The organism is Arthrobacter sp. Soil_C_60 (assembly GCF_057656375.1).
Genome location: NZ_JBDGKM010000005.1, coordinates 222,723 through 244,996, shown reverse-complemented (window position 1 = coordinate 244,996; position 22,274 = coordinate 222,723). Strand labels below are relative to the sequence as shown.

Annotated in this window: 26 protein-coding genes; 5 read left to right on the top strand and 21 right to left on the bottom strand. The window is 65.5% G+C overall.

Annotated features, from left to right (window positions below; translation table 11 throughout):
* Position 1: 1 nt before the first annotated feature.
* The 3 genes from AC3A4M_RS13255 to AC3A4M_RS13245 all read right to left on the bottom strand — a co-directional run bounded on the left by AC3A4M_RS13255 (position 2) and on the right by AC3A4M_RS13245 (position 1,831).
* A complete protein-coding gene (locus AC3A4M_RS13255) occupies positions 2 to 442 on the bottom strand; it encodes a glutaredoxin domain-containing protein (protein ID WP_498736174.1) in 441 nt (146 codons plus the stop codon).
* Positions 443 to 445: 3 nt separating this feature from the next.
* Positions 446 to 721, bottom strand: a complete 276-nt coding sequence (locus tag AC3A4M_RS13250; protein ID WP_498736173.1) for a DUF2277 domain-containing protein — start codon at positions 719 to 721, stop codon at positions 446 to 448.
* Between the two features lie 138 nt (positions 722 to 859).
* A complete protein-coding gene (locus tag AC3A4M_RS13245) occupies positions 860 to 1,831 on the bottom strand; it encodes an EamA family transporter (RefSeq protein ID WP_498736172.1) in 972 nt (323 codons plus the stop codon).
* A gap of 123 nt (positions 1,832 to 1,954) precedes the next feature.
* Here AC3A4M_RS13245 and AC3A4M_RS13240 point away from each other — a divergent pair, with 123 nt between their 5' ends.
* Together AC3A4M_RS13240 and AC3A4M_RS13235 are read left to right on the top strand one after the other, a co-directional pair.
* Positions 1,955 to 2,497, top strand: coding sequence for a CGNR zinc finger domain-containing protein (locus tag AC3A4M_RS13240; protein ID WP_208575081.1), 543 nt, complete (start codon positions 1,955 to 1,957; stop codon positions 2,495 to 2,497).
* An 87-nt stretch (positions 2,498 to 2,584) separates the two neighbouring features.
* On the top strand, positions 2,585 to 2,989 hold the full coding sequence (locus AC3A4M_RS13235) for a YtxH domain-containing protein (RefSeq protein ID WP_498736171.1): 405 nt from the start codon (positions 2,585 to 2,587) through the stop codon (positions 2,987 to 2,989).
* A gap of 71 nt (positions 2,990 to 3,060) precedes the next feature.
* Here AC3A4M_RS13235 and AC3A4M_RS13230 read toward each other — a convergent pair whose 3' ends face one another.
* The 10 genes from AC3A4M_RS13230 to AC3A4M_RS13185 form a co-directional block, all read right to left on the bottom strand.
* Entirely contained in the window at positions 3,061 to 3,897 is an 837-nt protein-coding gene (locus AC3A4M_RS13230) for a DUF1206 domain-containing protein (RefSeq protein WP_498736170.1), read from the bottom strand.
* Positions 3,898 to 3,928: 31 nt separating this feature from the next.
* Positions 3,929 to 4,837, bottom strand: coding sequence for a DUF4261 domain-containing protein (locus AC3A4M_RS13225; RefSeq protein ID WP_498736169.1), 909 nt, complete (start codon positions 4,835 to 4,837; stop codon positions 3,929 to 3,931).
* 69 nt (positions 4,838 to 4,906) lie between these two features.
* The gene (locus AC3A4M_RS13220; RefSeq protein WP_498736168.1) at positions 4,907 to 5,308 is read right to left on the bottom strand and encodes a hypothetical protein; all 402 of its coding nucleotides are present in this window, start codon (positions 5,306 to 5,308) and stop codon (positions 4,907 to 4,909) included.
* Positions 5,309 to 5,410: 102 nt separating this feature from the next.
* Positions 5,411 to 5,971 (bottom strand): hypothetical protein, encoded by a 561-nt coding sequence (locus AC3A4M_RS13215; RefSeq protein WP_498736167.1) that lies wholly within the window; start codon positions 5,969 to 5,971, stop codon positions 5,411 to 5,413.
* Positions 5,972 to 5,980: 9 nt separating this feature from the next.
* Positions 5,981 to 7,330 (bottom strand): MATE family efflux transporter, encoded by a 1,350-nt coding sequence (locus AC3A4M_RS13210; protein WP_498736166.1) that lies wholly within the window; start codon positions 7,328 to 7,330, stop codon positions 5,981 to 5,983.
* A 91-nt stretch (positions 7,331 to 7,421) separates the two neighbouring features.
* Positions 7,422 to 8,228 carry an ABC transporter permease gene (locus AC3A4M_RS13205; protein WP_498736165.1) on the bottom strand — a complete coding sequence of 269 codons (807 nt, stop codon included), beginning with the start codon at positions 8,226 to 8,228 and terminating at the stop codon, positions 7,422 to 7,424.
* On the bottom strand, positions 8,225 to 9,226 hold the full coding sequence (locus AC3A4M_RS13200; RefSeq protein ID WP_498736164.1) for an ABC transporter ATP-binding protein: 1,002 nt from the start codon (positions 9,224 to 9,226) through the stop codon (positions 8,225 to 8,227). The genes AC3A4M_RS13205 and AC3A4M_RS13200 overlap by 4 nt, the downstream gene beginning before the upstream one ends.
* 52 nt (positions 9,227 to 9,278) lie before the next feature.
* On the bottom strand, positions 9,279 to 9,575 hold the full coding sequence (locus tag AC3A4M_RS13195; protein ID WP_074700571.1) for a transcriptional regulator: 297 nt from the start codon (positions 9,573 to 9,575) through the stop codon (positions 9,279 to 9,281).
* Between the two features lie 2 nt (positions 9,576 to 9,577).
* Positions 9,578 to 10,252 carry a hypothetical protein gene (locus AC3A4M_RS13190; RefSeq protein ID WP_498736163.1) on the bottom strand — a complete coding sequence of 225 codons (675 nt, stop codon included), beginning with the start codon at positions 10,250 to 10,252 and terminating at the stop codon, positions 9,578 to 9,580.
* A gap of 96 nt (positions 10,253 to 10,348) precedes the next feature.
* Positions 10,349 to 11,149 (bottom strand): putative protein N(5)-glutamine methyltransferase, encoded by an 801-nt coding sequence (locus AC3A4M_RS13185; protein WP_498736162.1) that lies wholly within the window; start codon positions 11,147 to 11,149, stop codon positions 10,349 to 10,351.
* A 102-nt stretch (positions 11,150 to 11,251) separates the two neighbouring features.
* Between AC3A4M_RS13185 and AC3A4M_RS13180 the strand changes: the two genes are divergently transcribed.
* Positions 11,252 to 11,671 (top strand): VOC family protein, encoded by a 420-nt coding sequence (locus tag AC3A4M_RS13180; RefSeq protein ID WP_074700568.1) that lies wholly within the window; start codon positions 11,252 to 11,254, stop codon positions 11,669 to 11,671.
* Positions 11,672 to 11,805: 134 nt separating this feature from the next.
* On the opposite strand, the gene AC3A4M_RS13175 is transcribed toward AC3A4M_RS13180, so the two are convergent.
* Positions 11,806 to 12,696, bottom strand: a complete 891-nt coding sequence (locus AC3A4M_RS13175; protein ID WP_498736161.1) for a glycoside hydrolase family 25 domain-containing protein — start codon at positions 12,694 to 12,696, stop codon at positions 11,806 to 11,808.
* Positions 12,697 to 12,779: 83 nt separating this feature from the next.
* Entirely contained in the window at positions 12,780 to 13,358 is a 579-nt protein-coding gene (locus AC3A4M_RS13170) for a sugar O-acetyltransferase (protein ID WP_498736160.1), read from the bottom strand.
* A 119-nt stretch (positions 13,359 to 13,477) separates the two neighbouring features.
* Here AC3A4M_RS13170 and AC3A4M_RS13165 point away from each other — a divergent pair, with 119 nt between their 5' ends.
* The gene (locus AC3A4M_RS13165) at positions 13,478 to 14,410 is read left to right on the top strand and encodes a 5'-3' exonuclease (protein ID WP_498736159.1); all 933 of its coding nucleotides are present in this window, start codon (positions 13,478 to 13,480) and stop codon (positions 14,408 to 14,410) included.
* 32 nt (positions 14,411 to 14,442) lie between these two features.
* On the opposite strand, the gene AC3A4M_RS13160 is transcribed toward AC3A4M_RS13165, so the two are convergent.
* The 3 genes from AC3A4M_RS13160 to AC3A4M_RS13150 form a co-directional block, all read right to left on the bottom strand.
* On the bottom strand, positions 14,443 to 15,885 hold the full coding sequence (locus AC3A4M_RS13160; RefSeq protein ID WP_498736158.1) for an MFS transporter: 1,443 nt from the start codon (positions 15,883 to 15,885) through the stop codon (positions 14,443 to 14,445).
* Between the two features lie 102 nt (positions 15,886 to 15,987).
* Positions 15,988 to 16,560 carry a GNAT family N-acetyltransferase gene (locus tag AC3A4M_RS13155; RefSeq protein ID WP_498736157.1) on the bottom strand — a complete coding sequence of 191 codons (573 nt, stop codon included), beginning with the start codon at positions 16,558 to 16,560 and terminating at the stop codon, positions 15,988 to 15,990.
* A gap of 118 nt (positions 16,561 to 16,678) precedes the next feature.
* On the bottom strand, positions 16,679 to 17,497 hold the full coding sequence (locus AC3A4M_RS13150) for a CPBP family glutamic-type intramembrane protease (RefSeq protein WP_498736156.1): 819 nt from the start codon (positions 17,495 to 17,497) through the stop codon (positions 16,679 to 16,681).
* A gap of 103 nt (positions 17,498 to 17,600) precedes the next feature.
* Between AC3A4M_RS13150 and AC3A4M_RS13145 the strand changes: the two genes are divergently transcribed.
* The gene (locus AC3A4M_RS13145; RefSeq protein ID WP_498736155.1) at positions 17,601 to 17,861 is read left to right on the top strand and encodes a GlsB/YeaQ/YmgE family stress response membrane protein; all 261 of its coding nucleotides are present in this window, start codon (positions 17,601 to 17,603) and stop codon (positions 17,859 to 17,861) included.
* 101 nt (positions 17,862 to 17,962) lie between these two features.
* On the opposite strand, the gene hutH is transcribed toward AC3A4M_RS13145, so the two are convergent.
* The 3 genes from hutH to AC3A4M_RS13130 form a co-directional block, all read right to left on the bottom strand.
* Positions 17,963 to 19,522: a histidine ammonia-lyase gene (hutH, locus tag AC3A4M_RS13140; protein ID WP_498736197.1), complete on the bottom strand. Its 1,560-nt coding sequence runs from the start codon at positions 19,520 to 19,522 to the stop codon at positions 17,963 to 17,965.
* Positions 19,519 to 21,210 carry a urocanate hydratase gene (gene hutU, locus AC3A4M_RS13135; RefSeq protein WP_498736154.1) on the bottom strand — a complete coding sequence of 564 codons (1,692 nt, stop codon included), beginning with the start codon at positions 21,208 to 21,210 and terminating at the stop codon, positions 19,519 to 19,521. The genes hutH and hutU overlap by 4 nt, the downstream gene beginning before the upstream one ends.
* 144 nt (positions 21,211 to 21,354) lie before the next feature.
* Positions 21,355 to 22,122 carry an IclR family transcriptional regulator gene (locus AC3A4M_RS13130; protein WP_498736153.1) on the bottom strand — a complete coding sequence of 256 codons (768 nt, stop codon included), beginning with the start codon at positions 22,120 to 22,122 and terminating at the stop codon, positions 21,355 to 21,357.
* Positions 22,123 to 22,274 lie beyond the last annotated feature (152 nt).

Sequence of the window (22,274 nt, the reverse complement as noted above, 5' to 3'; positions counted from 1 at the left end):
GTTACCCCCGGACGAGTTCACGGCGCACAATTTCTGGATCGGGGTTGGTGAAAACCTCGTCGCGCAGGATGACCGTGGGTACCGTTTCATTGCCGTCGTTATGCTCGCGCACAAACGCGGCGGCGTCGGCATCGCGCCAGATATTGACCCACTGAGCCTTGCGCCGCGTCCGGCCTAGCGAAGCCATCATGCGCAGGCAGTAGACGCAGCCCGGACGCCAGAAGATCACCACCCCGGGCTCGTCCTTCCGGTGCTGCTGAAGCGTTGACCACAGTTGTTGCCGGCCGCCGAAAACTGGACTGACGAACCATCCGGCGGCCAGCAGGATGGCGGCGACGACAACGGCCTGCACCCATTGGCCCCGGTTGCCGTAAACGACCAGCGTCATGCCGGCTACAGCGACCAGGACGATCGCATTGGACCAGTGCAGGAGCGGCTTCACCGACTACCCGGCTGCGCCATAGCGGACGGCCGCGCGGGCCTTCGCCTTGGCTGCTTCTTCATCACGGTTCTTCGGTGGCGCGGTGGTCACGAGCGAATCGAGCAGGTGCGCCGTGATGTGCGCGATTTCGTGCACCGCCTCGTTGAAGGCCTCTTCATTGGCTTTGGAGGGTTTGTTGGTGCCGCTGACTTTGCGGACGTACTGCAATGCGGCGGCCTCGACCTCGGCGCTCGTGGTGGACGGCTCGAAATTGTAGAGCCGGCGGATGTTGCGGCACATGGAAAGCTCCTCGGGTTTCTGGATTGCCTCTTTCCAGTGTGCGCCAGAGGGCCGGTGGGATGTAAGAGGAAAGGCCCCCGCCGCCGTCGTAATCAGCCGCAGGAGCCCATCCTGGATCAAACTCTCCAGGAAAAGCAGTTACGCGTGCACCCTCAGCCGCGGCCCCCGCAGTTCATCGAGCCGGACCAGCACCACTCCCAGCACGATCAGCGCACCGCCCAGCAGTTGGATGGCCGCGGGCAGTTCGCCCAGCAGCAGCCACGCCCACAGCACGGCAAAGAGCACCTCGGTCAGGGAGACAAACGATGCCACCTTGGTGCCGAGCGCCCGGGCGGCCATGATGCCGGTGATGTAGGAGATCACGGTGGACAGCAGCACCAGCGCCGCCAGCGGCACCCACCAGCTCGTCCGCCAGCCGGCAAGGCTGACATCGGCGGTACTGACTGCCATGGGTAGAATCCGGGCCGCACCCAGCACCACCATGGATGCACCGCCAACCAGCAGTCCACCTGCCGCGAGAACCAGCGGCGGCAGGGAATCATTGTGCCGGGCGGTGATGAAGAAGTAGATGACCAGGCACACTGCGGCCGCGAGGCCCCAGAGGACACCGCCGAGGTCCAGGCGCACGTCGCCGAACACATCCAGCACCAGCACCAGTCCGGCCACGGCCAGGACGGTGCCGGCCATCGTGGCCGAGCCGGGCCTCCGGCGGCTGGTCAGCCAGAGCCAGAGCACGATCAGCACGGGCGCCAGGAACTCGAGCAGCAGCGCGACGCCCACGGAGAGCGTCGATACGGCGTTGAAATAGGCGAGCTGGCAGCCGGCCACGCCGATCAGCCCGAACAAAACGATGGTCTTCCAGTTCTGCCAAACCTGGTTCCAGCGGCCGTGCAGCACAATTAGCGCCGGAACCGTGAGCACCAGTGCCGCCCCGAGCATGCGGACGGCAACGGCGGCGCCGGGCGTCCAGCCCGCCTCCAGCAGGGACTTCGCAAAAGACCCCGACAATCCGAACACCGCCGAGGAGAACAGGGCGATGCCCACCCCGGAAACGGCGGAGGAATTGATGACGCCGCTTGCAGGCTTGACTGACACGGTACCGCCGCCCATGGTGACCTCGAATGCGCTAATTGACGGCCCGCCACCCCGGCAGAGTGCGAAAAATCGGGGTATGTCAGGACCTAAAGATGGATATAGTAGTGACAGTAATGCCGAGCATATTCAGGAGTCAAGATGGTGTTTGCCCATGACACGGAAAGATCGTTGATCGACGCGGCCAAGTTGATCAACACCGCCGAGTCCGAGGTGGACCAGTTGAACACCCTGGCGGATCTGGACGAGTTCGTGAAGGCGAACGAGTACTCGGGTTCGCGCAGCCACACCATGGGGGAACTGCGCGCGGTGCGCCACCTGCGGCCCCGGCTGCGCGCGGTCTGGACCGCCGAGGAAGATGAAGCCGTGCGCCTGGTCAACAATATCCTGCGCAACGGCCGCGCCCTGCCCCAGCTGGTCCAACACGACGGCTGGGACTACCACCTGCACGCCACTACGCCGGATGCGCCGCTGGACATCCGGATGGCGGTCGACGCGGCCATGGCCCTGGTGGACGTGATCCGCGAGAAGGAACTCGACCGGCTGCGGGTCTGCGCCGCGGAAGACTGCAACGCCGTCCTGGTAGACCTCTCCCGCAACCGCTCCAAGCGCTTCTGCGATACCGGCAACTGCGCCAACCGCACCCACGTGGCCGCCTACCGTGCGCGCAAGGCAACCGCATAAGTGCCGTCCGGATATTGCGGATCACCAAATCATCAGTAGGCTGAGGAATAGTCCGGCAACAGTGTCAGATGAACTGGAGGAGCCCTCATGTTGAAGAAAATTGTGTTTGTAGCGGGCATCGGCGCCGGCTTTGTGCTTGGCTCCCGGGCGGGCCGCGAAAGCTACGAGAAAATCAAGGTCCAGGCCCAGAAGCTGTGGAATGATCCCAAGGTCCAGCACAAGGTGTCCGAGGGAACGGAGTGGGCCAAGGAAAAGGCGCCCCACCTACAGGAAAAGGTGAGCGAAAAGGCGAAGGGGGTTCTGCATAAGAACGACGGCGGATCCTCCTCCACGTCGTCCGGCACCTCCGGTTCGGGTAGCTACAGCGGCACCCCCACCACGGGTGTCCCCGGCTCCACCGGAACGTCCGGAACGTCCGGAACGTCCGGAACGTCCGGAACCACAGGCAACCCGGACGAAGCCACCGGAACCACCACCGGCATGATCCCGTAGGTTCCGCCTGTCTGGATCCAGGGGCCGGTCCGCTTCCGATTTCGGGTGCGGACCGGCCCTTGGTTTCTGCGCTACATGCGCCCGTATCGGGCACGGATGATCGCGAAAACCCCGTAGCACATCAGTCCGCCGGCGATGGCGACCAGGGCGACAACGCCGAAGGGCTGCTCCGGGAGCGCCTTCAGGCTGCCGTCCAGGCCGGTCGATTGACGGGGCTGGTGCGTGACGGCGGCGATGATGATCAGCAGCCCGACCAGGAACAGGGCGACGCCCTTCGCGATATGTCCTACTATGCCGAGGACGCGCAGCAGCCTGCCGCGTTTCGAATCGCCGAAGTCCAGTTCGTCTGTGAACTGCCTGCGCAGCGCCTTGACCACGAAGTAGATCCCGATGCCGATGACCGTGCCGCCCACCGCCACCAGGAACGGCACTCCCAGCGGATGCTGGAGCATCGCGATGGTGAAGTCTTTGGTGGATTCGCCCGAGTCGGATTCGTCGCCGAGGGCGAACCGCGCGAACATGAACGCGAACAGGGCATACGTCACGCTCAAGGAACCGGACGAGATGCCCTTGGAGATCTGTTCCTTGCGCGGCAGGTGCCGGGCACGCAGGGACGCCTCGCTGAGTTGCCACAGTGCGAGGCCCAGGCAGCTGGCAAAGCAGGTCCACATCATCAGCGGACCCAGCACCGGCCTCGACGCCAGGATCTCCACGGCGCCGGCGGGATCCGCCTCGCCATAACCACCCAAGGCGATCCGCACCGCGATGGCCCCGATGAGAAGGTGGATCAGGCCGAGGACGGCGAAGCCGACGCGCGCAAAGACGTCCAGCGTCGTCGTGTTGGAGAGCTCTTCGGCGGCGTCCGCTGCGTGTGCCGCCGAAGAGCCAGGTTCATTCCCGGCACCCATACCAGAGTCTTACCAGCAGCCGGCCCGCACCTCAACCACGGTGCCCGGCGGCGAACGGCTCCCCGGGTTCCAGATCGATGACGGTGCGCAGCGGCCCGATCAGCGAATCCTCCCAGGAACAGGTCAGCACGAGGCCGTCCGGACCGTTCAAGGTTGTACCGCCGGCGATCACGGGCCCGTTCTCGTAGAGGTAGGCGGCCACGTTGAAGGCCAGCTCCACCAGCATGTTGGGGTCCTTGTCCCGGAAGTGGATCTGCACATCGGGCAGGCCCAGTTGGTACATGCCGAGGCTGTCCACCACCATGGCGCCCTCGTCATTGGCCACCAGGAAGAACCGCATGTTCACCGGTCCTGCCAGCGGATGTGCCGCTTCAAGTTCGCCCGGTTCCCGCCAATGGGAGTTGTGCAGCCACCGGATGGCAGCCGGGCGGGTCTCCCCCACCAGGAACTGGAGGACGCTGCGGAATGATTCCACCCGCGGCTTTGGCTCAAAGGTACTGGACAGGACTTCCGTGACCAGGATCCGGTGCGTGCAACTGGGTACCACCTGGTCGGCCTCGGGCCAGGTCCAGCTTTGGTCGATGGGCGTGGCTTCGAGCGCGTCCGCCGCGGGCAGCGGCTCGGACGGTTCCGCCAGCCCGGTGCTGAGGCTGACGGTCTTGCCTCGGAGTTCAAACGAATGCTCGCGGTGCGGGAGCAGGATGACGCCATCGGAGAAGGCCGCGCCGGGGAACCGGGCCTCCAGCTTTTTGCGCAACGCGGCCGAGGAGAGGCCGGGATCGCCCTGGTACCAGAGCTCCGCTACCAGCAGAGTCTTGCCCTCGGCGGTCTCACCGGTCTGCGCGGGACGGGCGTGCGCCTGCTCGGCCTGCTGCGGTTCTGCCTGTTCCCGAGCCGCTGGCTCCGCTCCGGCCTGCGGTTCGTCCTGCCCAAAAGTCATGGCCCCAGCTTGTCAGCTTGGGGCCATGGAACGCCAGCGGGTGGATCCGCCGGCCGAAGCGTCAGGCGGTCACACCTGCGGACGGTGGCTGCCGCCGTCGTCGTTCTGGTCTTCATCGCGCGGGGCGTCGGAATCTGCCTGGGGCTCGCGGGGAGCACGCTTCGGCCCGCCCACGGTGCCGGCGCCGCCCGGGATCTTGGCAGAGCTGCGGTTGACGCCCGACCCCTGGCTGAGGTGGTCCGGATTGTCCTTGGTGGCCATGGTCAGCACGGCCACCACCAGCAGCGCGGCGATGAAGGCGATGCCGGCCGCGGTAACACCGAGGTCCCAGCGCAGCTGGTTTTCGGCGCCGCCGGTGGAGAAGATCATCGTGCAGAAACCGGCGATCACGCCGAGCACAGCGGAGAAAATCAGCGGCCCCTTGACCGACATCCGCGGTCCGTTCGGCTCGCCCGAAGCGTTGTTGCCCACGATGAATTCCTCCTGGTTACTGCGAAAAGTCTCACTCCAGTCTACCGGCTGTAGAAGACGTCGGGATTTGCGTGTGGGCGCAGTCACGGCTGCGGGCCGCGGTCAGCTGGCGGCGGCCTTACGGGAATCGAAGCGGTAGGTCAGGGCGGCGATCCCCAGCACGACGGCGGTGATGATCGCCGCGCCGCCGAGGACACCCAGCAGTGCGTGTGCGCCGAGGTAGGTGAAGAACGGCAGGGCCGCGCCGAAGCCCACCGAGACGGTGCCTACGATCAGCCAGTCCTTGGACAGGACCGACCCCTGCGGGCCGCGGTTCTGCCACCACAGCACCAGTTCCGCGCCGCCGCCGATGAGCAGCGCCGCAGTGGCGAGGATGGTGAAGGTGGACGGGGTCTGCAGGGCGAACGCGAGCGCACCGGCGACGGCGAACGCGCCGGCTTCGAGCTGCAGCAGCGTCCGGTACTCGCTGGCCTCGGGCTTCCGCGCGAGCAGCCACACCGCCGCGCCGTTGAGCAGCAGGAACGCGCCGCCGGCCAGGGCCATGACCGTGTCCCCCGGCTCGGGCCAGAAGATGGTGATGATGCCGAACGCGGCCGCGACAAGCGCCCGCATCAAAACGGGCTGCCAGTACGCGGCGGCCTGGACAGTGCTGTTAGTGCTCACCCCTCGAGTTTAGTGCGCTCCAGTGACCATCCATGCATCCGTGCGGACCCGCCAGCCGAGTGTCAGGCCCCGCGCGGCCATGTAGCCCAGCCCGAATGCCGCCCAGAGCCATGCCAGTCCGGTGACGCCGCTGAGCTCCGACAACTGCACCCAGGCCAGCAGCGGCAGATAAACCAAGAGATTTACGACGCCGGCGACCGCCAGATACTTTGCGTCACCGGCGCCGATCAGCACCCCGTCGAGCACAAAGACGAAACCGCAGACCGGCTGGCTGAGCGCCAGCAGCAGCACCCCGATGGCGAAGGCATCCTGCACGGCCGCATCGGACGAGAAGATCCAGCCCAAGTGCGGGCCGGCGAGCGCCAACAACACCCCGGTGACGACACCGAAGCCTACGCCCCAGACGATCATCCGGCGGGTCAGCGAATGCGCCAGCGCCTTGTTGCCCGCCCCGAGTTCCTTGCCGATCAGCGCCTGCGCCGCAATCGCGATGGCGTCCAGCGCGAAGGCGAGGAAGGTGAAGACCGTCATGACCAGCTGGTGCGCGGCCAGGCTCACCGGCCCCTGCGCCGTGGCCACGAAGACAGTGGCCAGAATCGCGATCCGCAGGCTCAAGGTACGCAGCATCAGCCACGAGCCCACGTGCGTGGTGGCCTTGACCCCGGTCCAGGTGGGCGCCAGCGGCACCCCGTACTTCACGCTGCCGCGGTAGACGATGACCAGATAGACGGCGGCCATCCCCCACTGCACCAGACTGGTGCCCATTGCCGATCCAGCCACGGACAGATCCAGCCCGTAGACCAGCACGAAATTCAGCCCGATGTTGACCAGGAAGCCGATGCCGGCCACCAGCAACGGGGTCTTGGTGTCCTGCAGCCCGCGCAGCACACCGGTGGCCGCCAGCACGATCAGCATCGCGGTCAGCCCCGGCATGGACCAGCGCAGGTAATCCACCGCGTAGCCGTGCACCTCGCCCGCCGCGCCCATCGCGGAGGCCAGCGCGGGAGCCGACACCCAGCCGGCCACGGAGAGCACCAGGCCGAGGAAGAAGGCGAGCCAGATGCCGTCCCGGCCCACGGCGAGCGCATCCGCGTGCCGCCCGGCGCCGAGCAGCCGGGCCACCGCTGGCGTGGTCGAGTAGGCCAGGAACACCATCAGGCCCACCACGGTCTGCACCACGGTGGCCGCCAGTCCCACGCCAGCCAGCTGGGCTACGCCGAGGTGGCCGACAATCGCTGAATCGGCCAGCAGAAACAGGGGCTCAGCGATCAGCGCGCCGAAGGCCGGCAGCGCGAGGGCGAGGATAGTACGGTTCAGGCCCTGCCCAGTGATGGGCGCGACGGGTTGTTTAGGACTCACGCCTCCCAGCTTAGGACTCCGCACCGACTATCCCGGCGTGCGGAAGCGGCAGACCGGTCCGTTCGCCGTCGTTAGTGGCTGTTGCAGCCGCCTACCGGAACCGGCGGCCCTGGTCCCGCCGGTTCGCCCAGAGTGCCAGCGCGCCCAGCACCAAGGTCCAGGCCACCAGGCAGAGGATCGAGCTGGCGTGCATGCCCTGGCCGGAGAGCACCTGGACCGCGATGTCGCGCGCCGCCCGGGACGGCAGGAACAGCGAGAACGTGTTCAGCCAGTCCGGGAACATGATCGGCGGCAGCATCATTCCGCCGGCGAACGCCATCGGGAAGAACACCACCTGGGTCACGGCGATCGCCACCTTGGCCGTGCAGAGGTAGCCGATGAACAGCCCCAGCGCCAGGAACGGCAGCCCGCAGAACAGCCAGACCACCACGGACAGCGGAATCCGTCCCCAGGACAGCTCGCCGCTGGTGAAGGCTTCCGACGCCGAGGTCATCAGTCCGCCCAGAATCAGCACCGGAATCAGCGCGAAGAACGCGAACATCATTGCCGTCAGCGCCCGCGCGATGGTCGGCGGCACCGGTCCCGCGGGCAGCGTGCGCAGGTAGCTGTTCCACGGGTTGGCCCGCTCCTCGGCGATGCCGATGCCGTAGTTGAACAGGAACGAGCTCATCACGCCGAACAGGGCCAACTGGGCGATCGCGGTCAGCGCGGTGATCGGATTCGAGGTGACCATCTCTTGCGGAATCACGAAAAACAGCAGGGCCAGGGTCGGGAAGACTGTGGAGGAAATGACGGCCACCGGAATGCGCAGCTGCTCCAGCACCTGCGCCTTGGTGTGCGCCTTGAGCAGAGCCGCCTGCGTCGGCGGCGCGGGATGGCGGTGGGCCAAGGTGGTCATGCCGGATCCTTTGGGGTCTCGGTTGCTGCGGCGGAGGAATGGCGGGTCAGCGCCAGGAACGCTTCTTCAAGGCTGGCGGCGTGGACTTCCAGGCCGCTGAATTCGATGCCGTCGCTGACCAGCTGCCGGACGGTGGCATCCGCGTCCTGGGTCACCACCGTGGTGATGCCCTTGACGCTGGTGGCGGCACTGACTGCCTGGGGGAAGGATTCAAACAACGACGCCGGCAGCTGGCTTTTGAACGAGACCTTGCTGATTGCCACATGGCTGCGGATCTCGTCCACGCTGCCGTCCGCGATCACGGTTCCGCGGTCGATCACCACCACGCGGCTGGCCAACGCCTGGATCTCTTCGAGGTAGTGGCTGGTGATCAGCAGCGTCCCGCCGCCCCGGCGGTATTCTTCCAGCCGCTGCCACAAGGTTTCGCGGGCGTCCACGTCCAGGCCGGTGGTCGGTTCGTCCAGCACCACCAGGCGCGGCCGGCCCACCAGCGCCAGCGCCACGAGCAGCCGACGCTGCTGACCGCCGGAGAGCGCGCCGCACTGCTTCTCGGCCATGTCGCTCAGGCCGAAGTCGGCCAGCAGTTCCGCAGTGGGAACCGGGTCCGGGTAGTGCGCCGCCACGAACTCCACGGTTTCGCGGAGCTTCAGGGTCTGCGGGACCGAGGTGGCCTGCGGCGTGGTGCCCAACTGCAGCCGCGCCCTCGGGTCCAGCGGGTTGCGGCCGAAAAGTTCAACGGTGCCGGAGTCGGGCCGGCGGAGGCCGGTGAGCAGACTGATCAGCGTGGACTTGCCGGCGCCGTTGGGGCCGAGCAGGCCGAGCGCTTCGCCGGCATTGATGTCCAGGTTGATGCCGCTCAGCGCCGCGGTGTTGCCGAAGCTCTTGGTGGCATTCGTGACGGAGGCGAGCACCGCCGTCGTACGTAGTTCGGTGGGTTTCGAATCCGGGTTGGAAGCGGTTTCAGCAGTGGGTACAGCAACTGGTGCAGGGACTTTCATCGGTGCTCCTGGATGAGTGCGGATACTTGCTGTTCTTGCGGTGTTGCAGTGACTAGGGCAGGCCGGTGAGCAGTTCGCGCAGCGCCACCCGGTACTGCGCGTAGGCGGCCTTGCCCTTGGCGGTGATGCCCACGTAAGTGGCGGGCGTGCGGCCCTCGATGGTCTTGGTGACCTCCACGTAGCCGGCGTCCTCGAGCTTGCGCAGGTGGGTGGAGAGGTTGCCGGCGGTCATGTCCAGCATCTTGCGCAGCTTGGTGAAGGCGATCTTGTCCCGTTCCCCCACCTCGTTCAGGATGGTGATGGCACGCAGGCGGGATTCGGCGTGGATCACCGGGTCCAATTCGGCCACGGCTACCCCCGCCCGCGGTTGCGTAGCCGACGGCGCCGGCGGAATTCCGCCAGGGCTCCGGCGAAGAAGCCGAGCGGACCGAGGATAAAGCAGACGGTCACGAAGTTTGCCGGGCCGGCCAGGATCGCGATGATGTTGGCCACGAGGAACCAGATGCCCAGCCGGGCCTGGCTCTTGTCGTTGAACATCGCGCCGCCGACCATATACATCAGCCCGACAATCAGCAGCGCGATCCCGTTGATGATCATGCCGGTGAGCCAGAAATCCTCGACCGCGGCGCCGATCACTCCGGACAGCGTGCCCATCACCATGAAGCCCAGTGCCCACGCGCCGCCGTACATGGCGCCGACGAAGGACGAGTGGCCGCGGATGCCGCGCCGCTGCCGCGTCACGATGAAGACGGTGCTGGCGAGCGCGGCCAGGATGGTGATGCTGAAGACCGTCAGGGAAGTCCCGGCGCTGAGCGGGAGCCAGCCGAACCGGGCCGCGTGCATCGCACCGTAGCCGAGCAGCCACGCGAAACCCCAGATCAGATAGACGCCGGCCTCGTTGCCCTGGAGTTCCTCCCGGGCTTTGGTTTCGGCATCGTTAACCAGGCGCAGCGCGGCGTGCAGGTCCAGCGGCGCTTCCTCCGGCTCGCCGGGCTGGGCGCCAGTGCTGTTGGAATGCCGTGCCATGCTCGCTTGCCTTTCGTCGTTGTGGATTACACAAACTAGTTTGCGTTACAAACCTGTTTGCGTCAAGAGTCGAATGGGCGACCAGATGCCGCGGTCCTATTTCCCGGGGATCGTTCCAATAACGACGGCGGCATCCAGTTCCGCCGAGTAGTGGGCTTGGGCGGCAAAACCGTGGCGTTCGAAAATCTCCGCGGTCCCGTTCAATTGGCTCGGGCCGGTTTCCACCAGCAGGTAGCCTGCGGGCGCCAGCCACTCGTGCGCGGCCGCGACGACACGTCGCTGGATGTCCAGTCCGTCCCTCCCGCCGTCGAGCGCAATCTGCGGTTCATGCAGACGGGCTTCCGGCGGCATCATCCCGATCGCTTCGGTGGGAACGTAGGGTGCGTTGGCCACGAGGACGTCCACCCTGCCGCGCAGGACAATGGGCAGCGCAGCGTAGAGATCCCCTTCAAGCACCTGGCCCGTCTGGCCGATATTGCCGCGGGCGCAGCTCACGGCCGCCGGGGCGATGTCCGCTGCATACAGGTCCAACCCGTTCACAGCGTCGGCCAGCGCAGCCGCTACGGCGCCCGAGCCGCAGCAAAGGTCGACCGCTACCGGCGGGCCGGCCACGCGGCGGACCAGGTCGATGGCCTTGGAAGCCAGGAACTCCGTCCGCCGGCGCGGCACAAACACGCCCGGCGCCACGGCGATCCGCAGGCCGCAAAACTCCGCCCAGCCAAGGATCTGTTCCAGCGGCAGCCCGGCGACCCGCCGGCCCACCATGTCCTCAAGCGCCGCCGGTGTCAGCGCAGCAGCGACCAGCAGCTGTGCCTCGTCTTCGGCAAAGACACAGCCCGCAGCGCGCAGCCTCTCCGCGACCAAGACCTGCCCATGAGATGACAACTGAACTGGCATGGAACCAACTTTCGGTCTCCCCGTAGTCTTCCCTACCCGCAGCCGCTGGTAAATAATCGACCTTGGACAGCACACGAGCATGACCAACAAAGGAGTTCGATCATGGCAACGCGCCTCAACCCGTACCTCAGCTTCCGCGACAACGCCCGGCAGGCCATGGACTTTTACCATGCAGCCTTCGGCGGCGAACTGACCCGCAGCACTTTCGCGGAACTGCATGCCAGTGACGATCCGGCCGAAGGGGAGAAGATCATGCACTCCATGCTGGAAACCCCGAACGGCCTCACCCTGATGTGCGCGGACACCCCGAACGGCATGGCCTACAACCCCGGCGACAATATCTCGGTCTCCCTCAGCGGCGACGACGAAGCGGAACTGCGCGGCTACTGGGACAAACTGACCGAGGGCGCCAACATCGCCGAACCGCTGGAGAAGGCTCCCTGGGGCGATACTTTCGGCATGTTCACGGACAAGTTCGGCATCAACTGGCTGGTCAACATCGCCGGCCAGCCCCAGCAGTAGGTCCGCTCCGCGAGCAGCCCTGCGCTCAGATGATCCGCCCGTGCAGGGTGTTTCGACCGCGAGAACGTCCCTTACCGTTTGTAGTCGGCGTGTAAGGGACGTTCTCGTACTTTAGGGACGTTCTCGCTGAGGGGCTAGATGCAGGAGTAGTTGTAGTCCAGGCCTTTGGAGACAAACTGGGTCACAGTGACTTCACTGCCGGGTGTCAGCGGTGCCAGCGAGCAGTTGTTCTTGGCGCCGTTGAGCGTGCGTGCTCCGGCCAGCCAGCTCGGGAGACCGGCGAGGCTGCTGTCCGCGCTGACTTGGCCGACGATCTGGCCCCACTGGTAGTTGGTCGAGTAGATGCCGACGTGGGCATTGATGCTCTCGAAGTAGTCGGTCATGCCCTCCAGGGCGGCCCGGTTGGCCTCCAGATCGGTCTCGGACCAGCTGTTCTCCGTTTCGACGTCGAGCCACCACAGGTAATTCTCTGGGCTGCTGACACCGCGGATATGGACGTTGTCATACGCCTTGGCGTAGCCGTACATGTAGGCGCAGGCCGCGCCTTCTTCTTGTCCTTGTTCTGTTGCTAGCTGGCAGTCGCCGTAGGGGTTGTGGACGACGGTTCCGGCGTACTCATTGCTGTCGGGCCACCAGGATCCGGCGAGCCCGGGGTTCGCAGTGTTCACATAGAGCGCGACGTCGGGCTGGCCAGTGGTGTCGGTGGCTACGGTGGCCTTCTCTGCCCACGCGATCTGTTCGGTAAAGCACGGGTTGGTGTTGTTGGCCAGGCCGCCGTTCACACCAACAATCGCGAACGCGGCCTCGGCCGGAAGCGTCTTGCCGCACTGCGGCCAGGACACGTCGTTGCCGAGAGGCGTTGAGGTGCCTCCGCCTCCGCTGTCACCCTTGTCGCCGCCCTTGTTTGGGGCGGCATTAGCCGGGGCTGCCCCAAGGCCTACAGCTGACACAAGCAGGCACAGCATCAGCGCTGGCAGCCATCGTTTATATCGCCGGACACCAGTGTTCGAATCTTCGTTGATCATGACGAGCCTTTCCCTGCGTAAGCGGAGGAGAATCCGCTGGCGAAAAGCTTCCCCCAGCCGGAGGGCGCCGTCAACATATTTCTTTAGAGCTCGCGGACCACCCGCGCCGGGTTGCCCACGGCGACGACGTTTGCCGGCAGGTCCTTCGTGACCACTGCCCCTGCCCCGATCACGGTGTTTTCGCCGACCGTAACGCCCGGCAGGATGATCGCTCCGCCGCCGATCCACACGTTGTCCCCGATCGTGATCGGCTGCGCTGCCTCCAGTTTGTTGCGGCGCGGCTTCGGCTCCACCGGGTGCGTTGGCGTCAGCAGCTGGACGTTGGGACCGATCTGCACGTCATCGCCGATCGTAATGGCAGCGACATCCAGAGCCGTGAGGTTGTAGTTGATGAAGGTCCGCGCACCGATGCTGATGTAGTGGCCGTAGTCCACGAACAAGGGTGGCCGGACCTCGGAGCCCTCGCCGAGCGCCCCCAGCAGGTCACGCAGGATCTGCCCTGCCGCGGCACGGTCGCTGGGCCAGACCCTGTTGTAACGGTCCGCGAGTTCGATCGCCCGGGCGCCGTCCGCGGCGAGCTCCGGGTCGTCGGCGATATAAAGGTCGCCCGCGACCATCCGCTCGCGCATCGATCGCTCATCTCCGGCAAAATAGTCTTCCATGAACAGCCCCTTCCATTAGCGCTATGGCTCCACCGTAACTGTGGTGGCGGAACACCGGCACGGGCAGCTGGAAACCGCGACGGTCCTGACATCCCGCTGTATCCGTGTCAGGATCAGTTATGTCCGATCGCCTAATGCTCCTTGACACTGCGTCGCTGTACTTCCGTGCCTTCTACGGCATGCCCGATACGATCCAGCGGGCTGACGGCACACCGGTCAACGCCGTCCGTGGCCTGCTCGACATGATCGCGCGGCTCACCACCGACTACAACGCGACGCATCTGATCGCATGCTGGGACGACGACTGGCGTCCGCAGTGGCGGGTGGACCTCCTCCCCACTTACAAGGGACACCGGGTCGCAGAGGTGGTGGCGGGTGCTCCGGACGTGGAGATCGTCCCGGCCGGGCTCGAAGCGCAGATTCCGATGATCCGCCAGGTGCTGGAAGTCGCCGGAATCGCCGTCGTTGGCGCCCCCGAACACGAGGCCGACGACGTCATCGGAACCTACGCGAGCCACGCCGACCCTCCAGTCGATGTGGTCACCGGCGACCGCGATCTCTTCCAGGTGGTCGACGACGCCCGGCAGGTGCGCGTAATCTACACCGCGCGCGGCATGAAGAACCTTGAGGTCCTGACCGACGCGGTGGTCGTCGGCAAATACCGCGTGCTGCCGGAACAGTATGCCGACTACGCGCTCCTCCGCGGCGACGCCTCCGACGGGCTTCCGGGTGTTGCCGGCATCGGCGAGAAGACGGCCGCATCGCTGCTCGGAGAGTTCGGCTCCCTCGACGGGCTGCTCACGGCGGCGGACGCGGGAAGCGGACTGTCCGCATCCGTCCGCTCGAAGCTCAACAAGGCCGCCGACTATCTTAAGGTCGCCCCAGCCGTCGTAAAGGTGGTGCGCGACCTCAAGCTGCCGAGCGTCGATGAGGCAGGCGCGCAACTCCACCCCGTCGACGGCAATTCACGCACCGAACTTGAGCGGCTGGCCACCGACTGGAACCTCGGCGGCTCCATGAAGCGGTTCCTCGCAGCACTCGACCAACACTGAATAACGGCTCCGCCGAATACCCTGTAGACAAATCAGGCAGGGTCATCGGTAACGCCGCCAGGTGCACCCTGCACATCAGCCGCCAGCGGCGCGCTCTCCGGGGCATTGGCATACGCAACCGAGAGCCGGCGATACGACCGCGTGAGCAAGGCCGCGAGCCCCAGCACGATCGACGCGATCCCGGAGATCAGGAACACCAGCGCAATCCCGCGGGCGTCCCCCTCACCCAGCAGCCACTCCCAGCTTTGCCTCCCGGGCTGTGAATTCATGTAGGGAATGATCCAGAACTCGGCCAACGGCGCGATCATGAAGGCGGTGATCGGGGCGGCCGCCGCCTCAAACGTCATGGCGAACCCGAAGACCCTTCCCTGGGTGGCGTACGGAACCACTTTCTGGATCACGGTCTGCTCCGCGGCCTCGACCGCCGGGATGATCATCATGAAGACCCAGATGCCCACCGCGTAGAGCCACCACCACTCGCGGATGGTGAACGTCGCACCGAGTACGCCGGTGCAGGCGACCAGGATCAGCATGGTGCGAATCGGGTTCTTGCCCAGCCCGAACTTGGCCACCAGCCCGCCGCCGATCAGGAAACCCGTCGCCGTCACACCCAGCACCACGCCCCAGATCTCCACGGGGAAGATCGTCAGGCCGTACGGGTCCATGAGTGCCATGAACACGCCGCCAGTCAGGTTGTTGAAGGTGGTGAACAGGATCAGCGCGAACAAACCCTGGGTCGCGCGGACGGCCGCGACGCCCGCACGCAGCTCGGCGAAACTCTCGCGCTCCTGAGCACGCACGATCCTGGGTTCGGGAATCCTGAGGATAAGCAAGTGCACCAGCACTGCACCGCAGGCGACCAGCGCAATGATGATCGTCCCGCCCATGCCCAGCATCCCGATCGCCAGTCCGCTGAAGACGGAGGTGATCATGAACGCGAGCCCCTGCACGGTTCCGACCAGGCCGTTGGCATTGGCCCGGCGCTCGGTAGGCACCAACAGCGTTACGGTGGTGGACAGGGCGATGTTGCGCAGCTGTTCGATGACGGCGCCGATGAGCACCACGAGGGCAAAAAGCCAGAACCAGATCCCGGTCAGGCTCAGCAAAGCGTCCTCCGGAACCAGCAGGAACATCAGTCCCGCCAGCCCAAAGCAGGCCACGGTGAACAGCGTAGAGCCCACCATCACCGCGTGTTTGCGGCAGCGGTCCACCAGCACGCCGAAGAACAGGCCGAAGAACGCGACGAGCAGCATGTAGGCGCCGCCAATAAGACCGGTTGCCAGCACGGAACGGGTTTCCAGGTACACCCAGAAGGTTAAAGCAAACCAGAGAAAGCTGGTGATCACGTTGGCAAGGGCGGTATTGACCAGCACATGCATGAACGTGCGGTGCCCCGCTTCCGGTGGCGTCGCATTGGTAACGGCTTGCCTGTCCGCCGTTTCAAGGTCCGCGGAGGAGGGATCTTCCTGCGGCATGTTCCAAGAGTAGAACCGATGTAAGGCCGTTGAAAGAGCGACGGAAGATATCTATGGAACCTTGAGCTACCGCTCGACCCCGCCGTCCCGCTGACAACCTGTTTAGCGAAGGTCGAGCCGCATGAGTACGCGAGGGAACCCGTTCAGCACCGAATCGGTGTCAGCTGCCTTGGTGAACCCAGCCCGTTCGAAGAGCTTGCGCGTTCCCACGTATGCCATGGTGAGGTCCACCTTCTTGCCGTCGTTGTCGACCGGATACCCCTCGATCGCAGGCGCCCCATGCTCGCGTGCAAATTCGACGGCACCCGTGAGTAGATGATGGGAGATGCCTTTGCCTCGATGCCCGGGCCTCACCCGGATGCACCACACCGACCAAACATCGACGTCATCCACATGAGGAATCTTCCGGTTGCGGGCAAAGCTGGTGTCTGCTCTCGGATGCACGGCGGCCCAGCCGACCACCTCGTCGCCGTCGAAAGCGAGCACCCCAGGCGGCGGATCCTGCCGGCACAGGCTCTCCACAAGCTGCCCGCGGTCCTGCCCTCGCAGCGCTAGATTGTCCTTCGACGGAATGCGGTAGCTCAGACACCAGCACACCTTGGCATCCGGCCGCTTGGGCCCAAGCATCTTCTTCACGTCGTCGAACGCCGTAGCCGCACGCACCTCTATCGTCATACATTCACGTTGGCACCGACGTCGGATGCTGACAATGGCTTGCAGCGGAAATCCCTAACTTCTCATCCAGAGGAAGTCCTCGGCATTCGTTGCGACCACGTCCTCAAATGAGCAGGAGTCAGTACAAGAAGATCGGGAGCCAGTCGCGGTTGTGCGCGTGGACCAGAGCGAGGAACAGGACGAAGTCGAAGATCAAGTGTACGGACACGACATACGTTAACGACTTCGTCAGTTTGAATGTGTATCCCTGCAGCAGCGCGAACGGGAATGTCAGCAGCGGGCCCCAAGCCTGGTAGCCGATCTCCCACAGGAAAGACGAGAAGATCACGGCCTGCAGAATGTTGGCGAGCCAGTCCGGGAAGTGCCGCCGCAGCAGCGTAAACGTGGTGCAGATAAAGAAGAGCTCGTCCCAGATACCAACAGCGTTCACTCCGAGAAAGAGCCGCCAGAAGATGGTGGGGTCGGATGCGTCCGGCCAGTTCTGGTAGACGCCGGTGCTGATCAAGTATCCCGGAAGAATGAAGTAGCCGAGCGCAACAACACCGACAAGGTACAGTTTCGCGGTCAGCGGCCATTTACGGCCCGTGTTCACCGGAAATTTGATGACCCTCTCACGGTAGGCAAACCGCGACACCAGCCACGGCACCAGCACGGCCAACGTGAGCGCACCGCCCATCAGTGCCATGTGCTGAATGCTCAGATCAGCATTCAGCGGAACCAGGCTGATGACCACCATTCCCGCGGCGACCAGCCCGAGATGCCGCACGAGCTCACGGTCGATTAGTGCGGCCGTAACCAGGCTGACGGCCAGAATTCCATAACCAACAAGGCCATTCTCGACGCCGAAAAGCAGCACTCCGGACACCGAGAGCAGCCCCGCTGGCACCAGCTTCCAACTGAGCGCGGTATGGGGAGGGTCCGTCGAGATCGATGTCACCCTACAAGCATGTCAGCGTCGTCCGCGCCGCGAAACCGTTCGCGGGAGTTTTGCGAACAGGTACTAAGTATGCTTACGTTTAGTGAAACTACTAGGAGGCAACATGATCGGTTTTATCATCGCAGGCATCGTCATCGGGGCACTTGCCCGTCTTATCAAGCCCGGGAAGCAGAATCTGGGCCTGGTAGCCACGCTGCTGCTGGGCCTGGTTGGGTCAGTCATTGGTGGCGTGATCGCGAATCTGCTGGGCACCGGCGACATCTTCGAGTTAAACATTCTCGGATTTGTCGTTGCCGTGATCGCAGCGGTGCTCCTGATCGGCTTGGCCGAGGGCATCGCCGGCCGCCGGAGCGTCCGCCGCTAGGTATTGGCTGTCGACATTCGACTAGCTAGCCTGATGCCCTAAGCAGGTTTGCGGCCTGGAACGGTAACCGTTCCAGGCCGCAGGTTTGCCACTGGCGTCCCCTATCCAAGCGGGCCGGTAACGACTTCGACGGCGGTGCGCAGTTGTCCCGCAGCAATGAGTTCCTCCGCGGCGGCCAGCTCCGGCGCCAGGAATCGGTCAGGCCCAGGGCCAGCCACCCGTTCGCGCAACACTGCCAGCGCGGCGCCGGTGGCCGGTCCCGGTTGCAGCGGGGCGCGCAGTTCGATGCCACGGGCAGCTGCCACCAGCTCGATGGCCAGCACCCGGCGCAGATTGCCGACGGCGGTACGCAACTTGCGGGCAGCGTGCCAGCCCATGGACACGTGGTCCTCCTGCATGGCCGAGCTCGGGATCGAATCCACACTGGCCGGGGCGGCCAGTCGCTTGTTCTCCGAGACAAGGCCGGCCTGGGTGTACTGGGCGATCATCAGGCCTGAATCCACGCCTGGATCGTCGGCCAGGAACGGCGGCAATCCGTGAGAGCGGGCCGGATCCAGCAGCCGGTCGGTGCGACGTTCGGCGATGGAGGCGACGTCCGCGGTAACGATGGCCAGGAAGTCCAGTACGTAAGCCACGGGCGCGCCATGGAAGTTGCCGTTGGAAGTGACCGTACCGTCCGGCAGCACCACGGGGTTGTCGATGGCTGCGGCCAGTTCGCGCTCAGCAACGGTGGCTGCGTACTCCACCGCGTCCCGGGCGGCACCTGCCACCTGCGGGGCGCAGCGCAGCGAGTAGGCATCCTGTACCCGGGTATCACCCTCGCGGTGCGAGGCCACAATCGGAGAGCGGGCCAGCACGCGAAACATAGTATCCGCACTGACGGCCTGGCCCGGATGCGGGCGCAGCGGCCCGTGCAACTCGGGCCGGAAAACCTGATCTGTGCCCAGCAGCGCCTCCACGCTCATCGCTGCGGTGATATCGGCAACGGTCAGCAGTTCGCGCAGGTCCGCGATGGCCATGACCAACTGACCGAGCATGCCGTCGGTCCCGTTGACCAGGGCGAGTCCTTCCTTCTCGGCCAGCACCACCGGATCGATGCCCGCTTCGGCCAGCAGTTCGGGCACAGGACGTTCCTCGCCGTCGGGACCGGTGGCCCGGCCCTCTCCCATCAGCACCAGTGCACAATGCGAGAGCGGCGCCAGGTCCCCGGAACAGCCCAGCGAACCGTACTCGTGCACCACCGGAGTGATGCCCGCGTTGAGCAGGGCGATCATGGTCTCCAGCACCTCGGGGCGGATGCCGGTGCGGCCGGAGGCCAAGGTCTTGGCCCGCAGGAACATCAGGGCGCGGACCACTTCGCGCTCCACTACCGGTCCCATGCCAGCGGCATGGGACCGGATCAGGGACTTCTGCAGCTGGGTGCGGTAGTCGGCGGGGACATGCTTGGTCGCCAGTGCACCGAAGCCGGTGGAGATGCCGTATACCGGGGTATCTGACTTTGCCAGTGCGTCCACATGGGCCCGGACCCGGGCCACCTCTTCGCGGGCTTCGGGCGAGAGTTCCACGTGGGCACCGTGGCGGGCCACGGCAATTACGTCGTCCGCGGCGGCACCGGAAGTGCCGAGGACCACGGTGGCAAGCTGTGCCGTTGTCATAGTTATTTTCCTTCGTTCATTGGGATCCGGACGCCGCGCTCGGCAGCGACCTCGACGGCGCGCTCATAGCCGGCGTCGGCATGACGGATCACTCCCATGCCCGGATCGTTGGTGAGGAGGGCGGTGAGCTTGGCAGCTGCCAGTTCGGTGCCGTCGGCCACGGAGACCTGGCCGGCGTGGATGGAGCGGCCGATGCCGACGCCGCCGCCATGGTGGATGGAGACCCAGGTGGCGCCGGAGGACGTGTTGACCAGGGCGTTCAGCAGCGGCCAGTCGGCGATGGCATCCGAGCCATCGGCCATGGATTCGGTCTCGCGGTACGGCGAGGCCACGGAACCGGAGTCCAGGTGGTCGCGGCCAATCACAATCGGCGCAGAGACCTTGCCTTCGGCCACCAGCCGGTTGAACAGCAGTCCAGCCTTCTGCCGTTCGCCGTAGCCCAGCCAGCAGATCCGTGCCGGAAGACCTTCGAACTCGACGTGCTCCTGGGCGGCGTCGATCCAGCGGTGCAGGTGTTCGTTCTCGGGGAAGAGCTCCTTGATCGCCTCGTCCGTGACGCGGATGTCCTCCGGGTCGCCGGACAGGGCGACCCACCGGAACGGGCCCAAGCCCTCGCAGAAGAGCGGGCGAATATAGGCCGGGACGAAGCCGGGGAACTCGAAGGCGCGCTCGTAGCCACCCTGGCGGGCCTCGTCGCGGATGGAGTTGCCGTAATCGAACACCTCGGCACCGGCGTCCTGGAACTCGACCATCGCCTGCACGTGGCGGGCCATGGAGACCTGGGCTTTCTTGGTGAAGACCACAGGGTCCGCTTCAGCCTCGACGTGCCAGTCCTCGACGGCGATGCCTTCGGGCAGATAGCTCAACGGGTCGTGGGCGGAGGTCTGGTCCGTGACAATGTCCACGGTCAGCTCGCCGGCCTTGTGCCGGCGAAGGATCTCGGGGAAGACTTCGGCGGCATTACCGACGAAGCCCACGGACAGACCGCGGTTCTCGGCCTTGGCGGCCAGCACCTTGGCGATGGCGGCATCGAGGTCGGTCTCGACCGCATCCAGGTAGCGCTTGGACGCGCGGCGGCGCAGACGTGTCTCGTCGACGTCGACAATCAGGCACGCTCCGCCGTTAAGGGTCACGGCCAGCGGCTGTGCACCGCCCATGCCGCCGCAGCCGCCGGTGAGCGTCAACGTTCCGGCCAACGTGCCGTTGAACCGCTTGTCGGCGATGGCGGCAAAAGTTTCGTAGGTGCCCTGCAGGATGCCCTGCGTGCCGATGTAGATCCAGGACCCGGCGGTCATCTGGCCGTACATCATCAGGCCCTCGGCCTCGAGCCGGCGGAACTCCGGCCAGTTGGCCCAGTCCCCCACCAGGTTCGAGTTGGCAATCAGCACCCGCGGCGCCCATTCATTGGTGCGGAAAACGCCCACCGGCTTGCCGGACTGGACCAGCAGGGTCTCATCCTTCTCAAGGGTGGCCAGCGTGCGAACGATCGCGTCGTAGGCCTCCCAGCTGCGGGCCGCGCGGCCGGTGCCGCCGTAGACCACCAGGTCCTCGGGGCGCTCGGCGACCTCGGGATCCAGGTTGTTCATCAGCATCCGCAGCGGCGCTTCGGTCTGCCAGCTCCTGGCCCGCAGCTCAGTGCCGCGCGGCGCCCGGATGCTGCGGGACGGGTCATGCTGGGTGAAGTTCTCGACCATTTCGCGTTCCTTCTTTCGCGTCGTGGGGATTGTCGCGGATCCGTGGGTGGCACGGCTCACAACCTCTGCTTCTATGAAACAGCCGCGGCAGCCCTTAGGAGGGGGCTTTTGAATGTGTTTCGTCTGGGATACCAGACATCGGCTTTACGTGCCGTAGATGCGGTGCGAAACCTCGGCGGCCACGGAGCGAAGTTCGGCCAACAGCGCCTCGCGGTGTTCCGCCCCCATGCGGTGGCTCAGGAAGGTGACGGCGACGGCGGCCGCCGGCCAGCCGACGTGGTCCAGTGCTACCACTGCGAGCGAGGCGAAGCCGGCCGTGACATCCCCTTCTTCGGTCGCGTACCCGCGCTGGCGGACCTGCCCCAGGTGATGCTTCAGCTGTGTGTAGCCGGTAATCGCAGGATCCGGCTGCCGAACGATGAATGCGGACTTGTCCGGAAAGATCGCGCGCAACTGCGAAGCCGGCAGCGCGGCAAGGATGGCGCGACCGCTCGCGGTCAGGTGCGCCGGGAGCCGCACACCGACGTCGGTCACCAGCGACGGGCGGTTCTTGGCCCGTTCCTCCACCAGGTAGAGCACGTCGCGCCCGTGCAGGACGGCCAGGTGCGCACTTTCGCCCACCCGGTCCACCAGCCCTGCCAGCAATGGCCGGCCCAGCCGGGCCAAGGGTTCCTGGCGGCTGTACGCGGAGCTCAATTCGAAGGCGGCGATGCCCAACCCGTAGACCCGCTCCTGCGGCAGGTGCAGCACAAAGCCGTTCTCCTGCATCACGGTCAGCAGGTGGTACACGCTCGAGCGCGGCAGCTCGAGCGCGGCGGCGATGGCCGTGGCAGTGACGGGGCCGCGGCGCGAGGCCATGTAGCGCAGTATCCGCAGCGTGTTCTCGGCTGCGGGCACCTTGGAGACTGCCATTGGTTCCCTCCTCGCGGGTCTGCTTTGTCAGAAGCATTTGTCCGGAATCCCAGACTCTTTCCCGAAATTCTGGCACATCGGATGCCCGAAATGCGGTTTCGTTGCTTGAGCCGGTAATTCACGTCACAGAAAAGTCCCCCAAATCAGGATGC

Coding starts and splice junctions, on each gene's coding strand:
- AC3A4M_RS13245 (WP_498736172.1), bottom strand. CDS start 1,831: ATGGGCGGCGGTACCGTGTCAGTCAAGCCTGCAAGCGGCGTCATCAAT.
- AC3A4M_RS13190 (WP_498736163.1), bottom strand. CDS start 10,252: ATGGCACGGCATTCCAACAGCACTGGCGCCCAGCCCGGCGAGCCGGAG.
- AC3A4M_RS13160 (WP_498736158.1), bottom strand. CDS start 15,885: ATGCCGCAGGAAGATCCCTCCTCCGCGGACCTTGAAACGGCGGACAGG.
- AC3A4M_RS13200 (WP_498736164.1), bottom strand. CDS start 9,226: ATGAAAGTCCCTGCACCAGTTGCTGTACCCACTGCTGAAACCGCTTCC.
- AC3A4M_RS13235 (WP_498736171.1), top strand. CDS start 2,585: ATGTTGAAGAAAATTGTGTTTGTAGCGGGCATCGGCGCCGGCTTTGTG.
- AC3A4M_RS13155 (WP_498736157.1), bottom strand. CDS start 16,560: ATGACGATAGAGGTGCGTGCGGCTACGGCGTTCGACGACGTGAAGAAG.
- AC3A4M_RS13230 (WP_498736170.1), bottom strand. CDS start 3,897: ATGGGTGCCGGGAATGAACCTGGCTCTTCGGCGGCACACGCAGCGGAC.
- AC3A4M_RS13170 (WP_498736160.1), bottom strand. CDS start 13,358: ATGGAAGACTATTTTGCCGGAGATGAGCGATCGATGCGCGAGCGGATG.
- AC3A4M_RS13130 (WP_498736153.1), bottom strand. CDS start 22,122: ATGGCAGTCTCCAAGGTGCCCGCAGCCGAGAACACGCTGCGGATACTG.
- AC3A4M_RS13240 (WP_208575081.1), top strand. CDS start 1,955: ATGGTGTTTGCCCATGACACGGAAAGATCGTTGATCGACGCGGCCAAG.
- AC3A4M_RS13175 (WP_498736161.1), bottom strand. CDS start 12,696: ATGATCAACGAAGATTCGAACACTGGTGTCCGGCGATATAAACGATGG.
- AC3A4M_RS13145 (WP_498736155.1), top strand. CDS start 17,601: ATGATCGGTTTTATCATCGCAGGCATCGTCATCGGGGCACTTGCCCGT.
- hutU (WP_498736154.1), bottom strand. CDS start 21,210: ATGGTCGAGAACTTCACCCAGCATGACCCGTCCCGCAGCATCCGGGCG.
- AC3A4M_RS13205 (WP_498736165.1), bottom strand. CDS start 8,228: ATGACCACCTTGGCCCACCGCCATCCCGCGCCGCCGACGCAGGCGGCT.
- AC3A4M_RS13225 (WP_498736169.1), bottom strand. CDS start 4,837: ATGACTTTTGGGCAGGACGAACCGCAGGCCGGAGCGGAGCCAGCGGCT.
- AC3A4M_RS13165 (WP_498736159.1), top strand. CDS start 13,478: ATGTCCGATCGCCTAATGCTCCTTGACACTGCGTCGCTGTACTTCCGT.
- AC3A4M_RS13250 (WP_498736173.1), bottom strand. CDS start 721: ATGTGCCGCAACATCCGCCGGCTCTACAATTTCGAGCCGTCCACCACG.
- AC3A4M_RS13180 (WP_074700568.1), top strand. CDS start 11,252: ATGGCAACGCGCCTCAACCCGTACCTCAGCTTCCGCGACAACGCCCGG.
- AC3A4M_RS13185 (WP_498736162.1), bottom strand. CDS start 11,149: ATGCCAGTTCAGTTGTCATCTCATGGGCAGGTCTTGGTCGCGGAGAGG.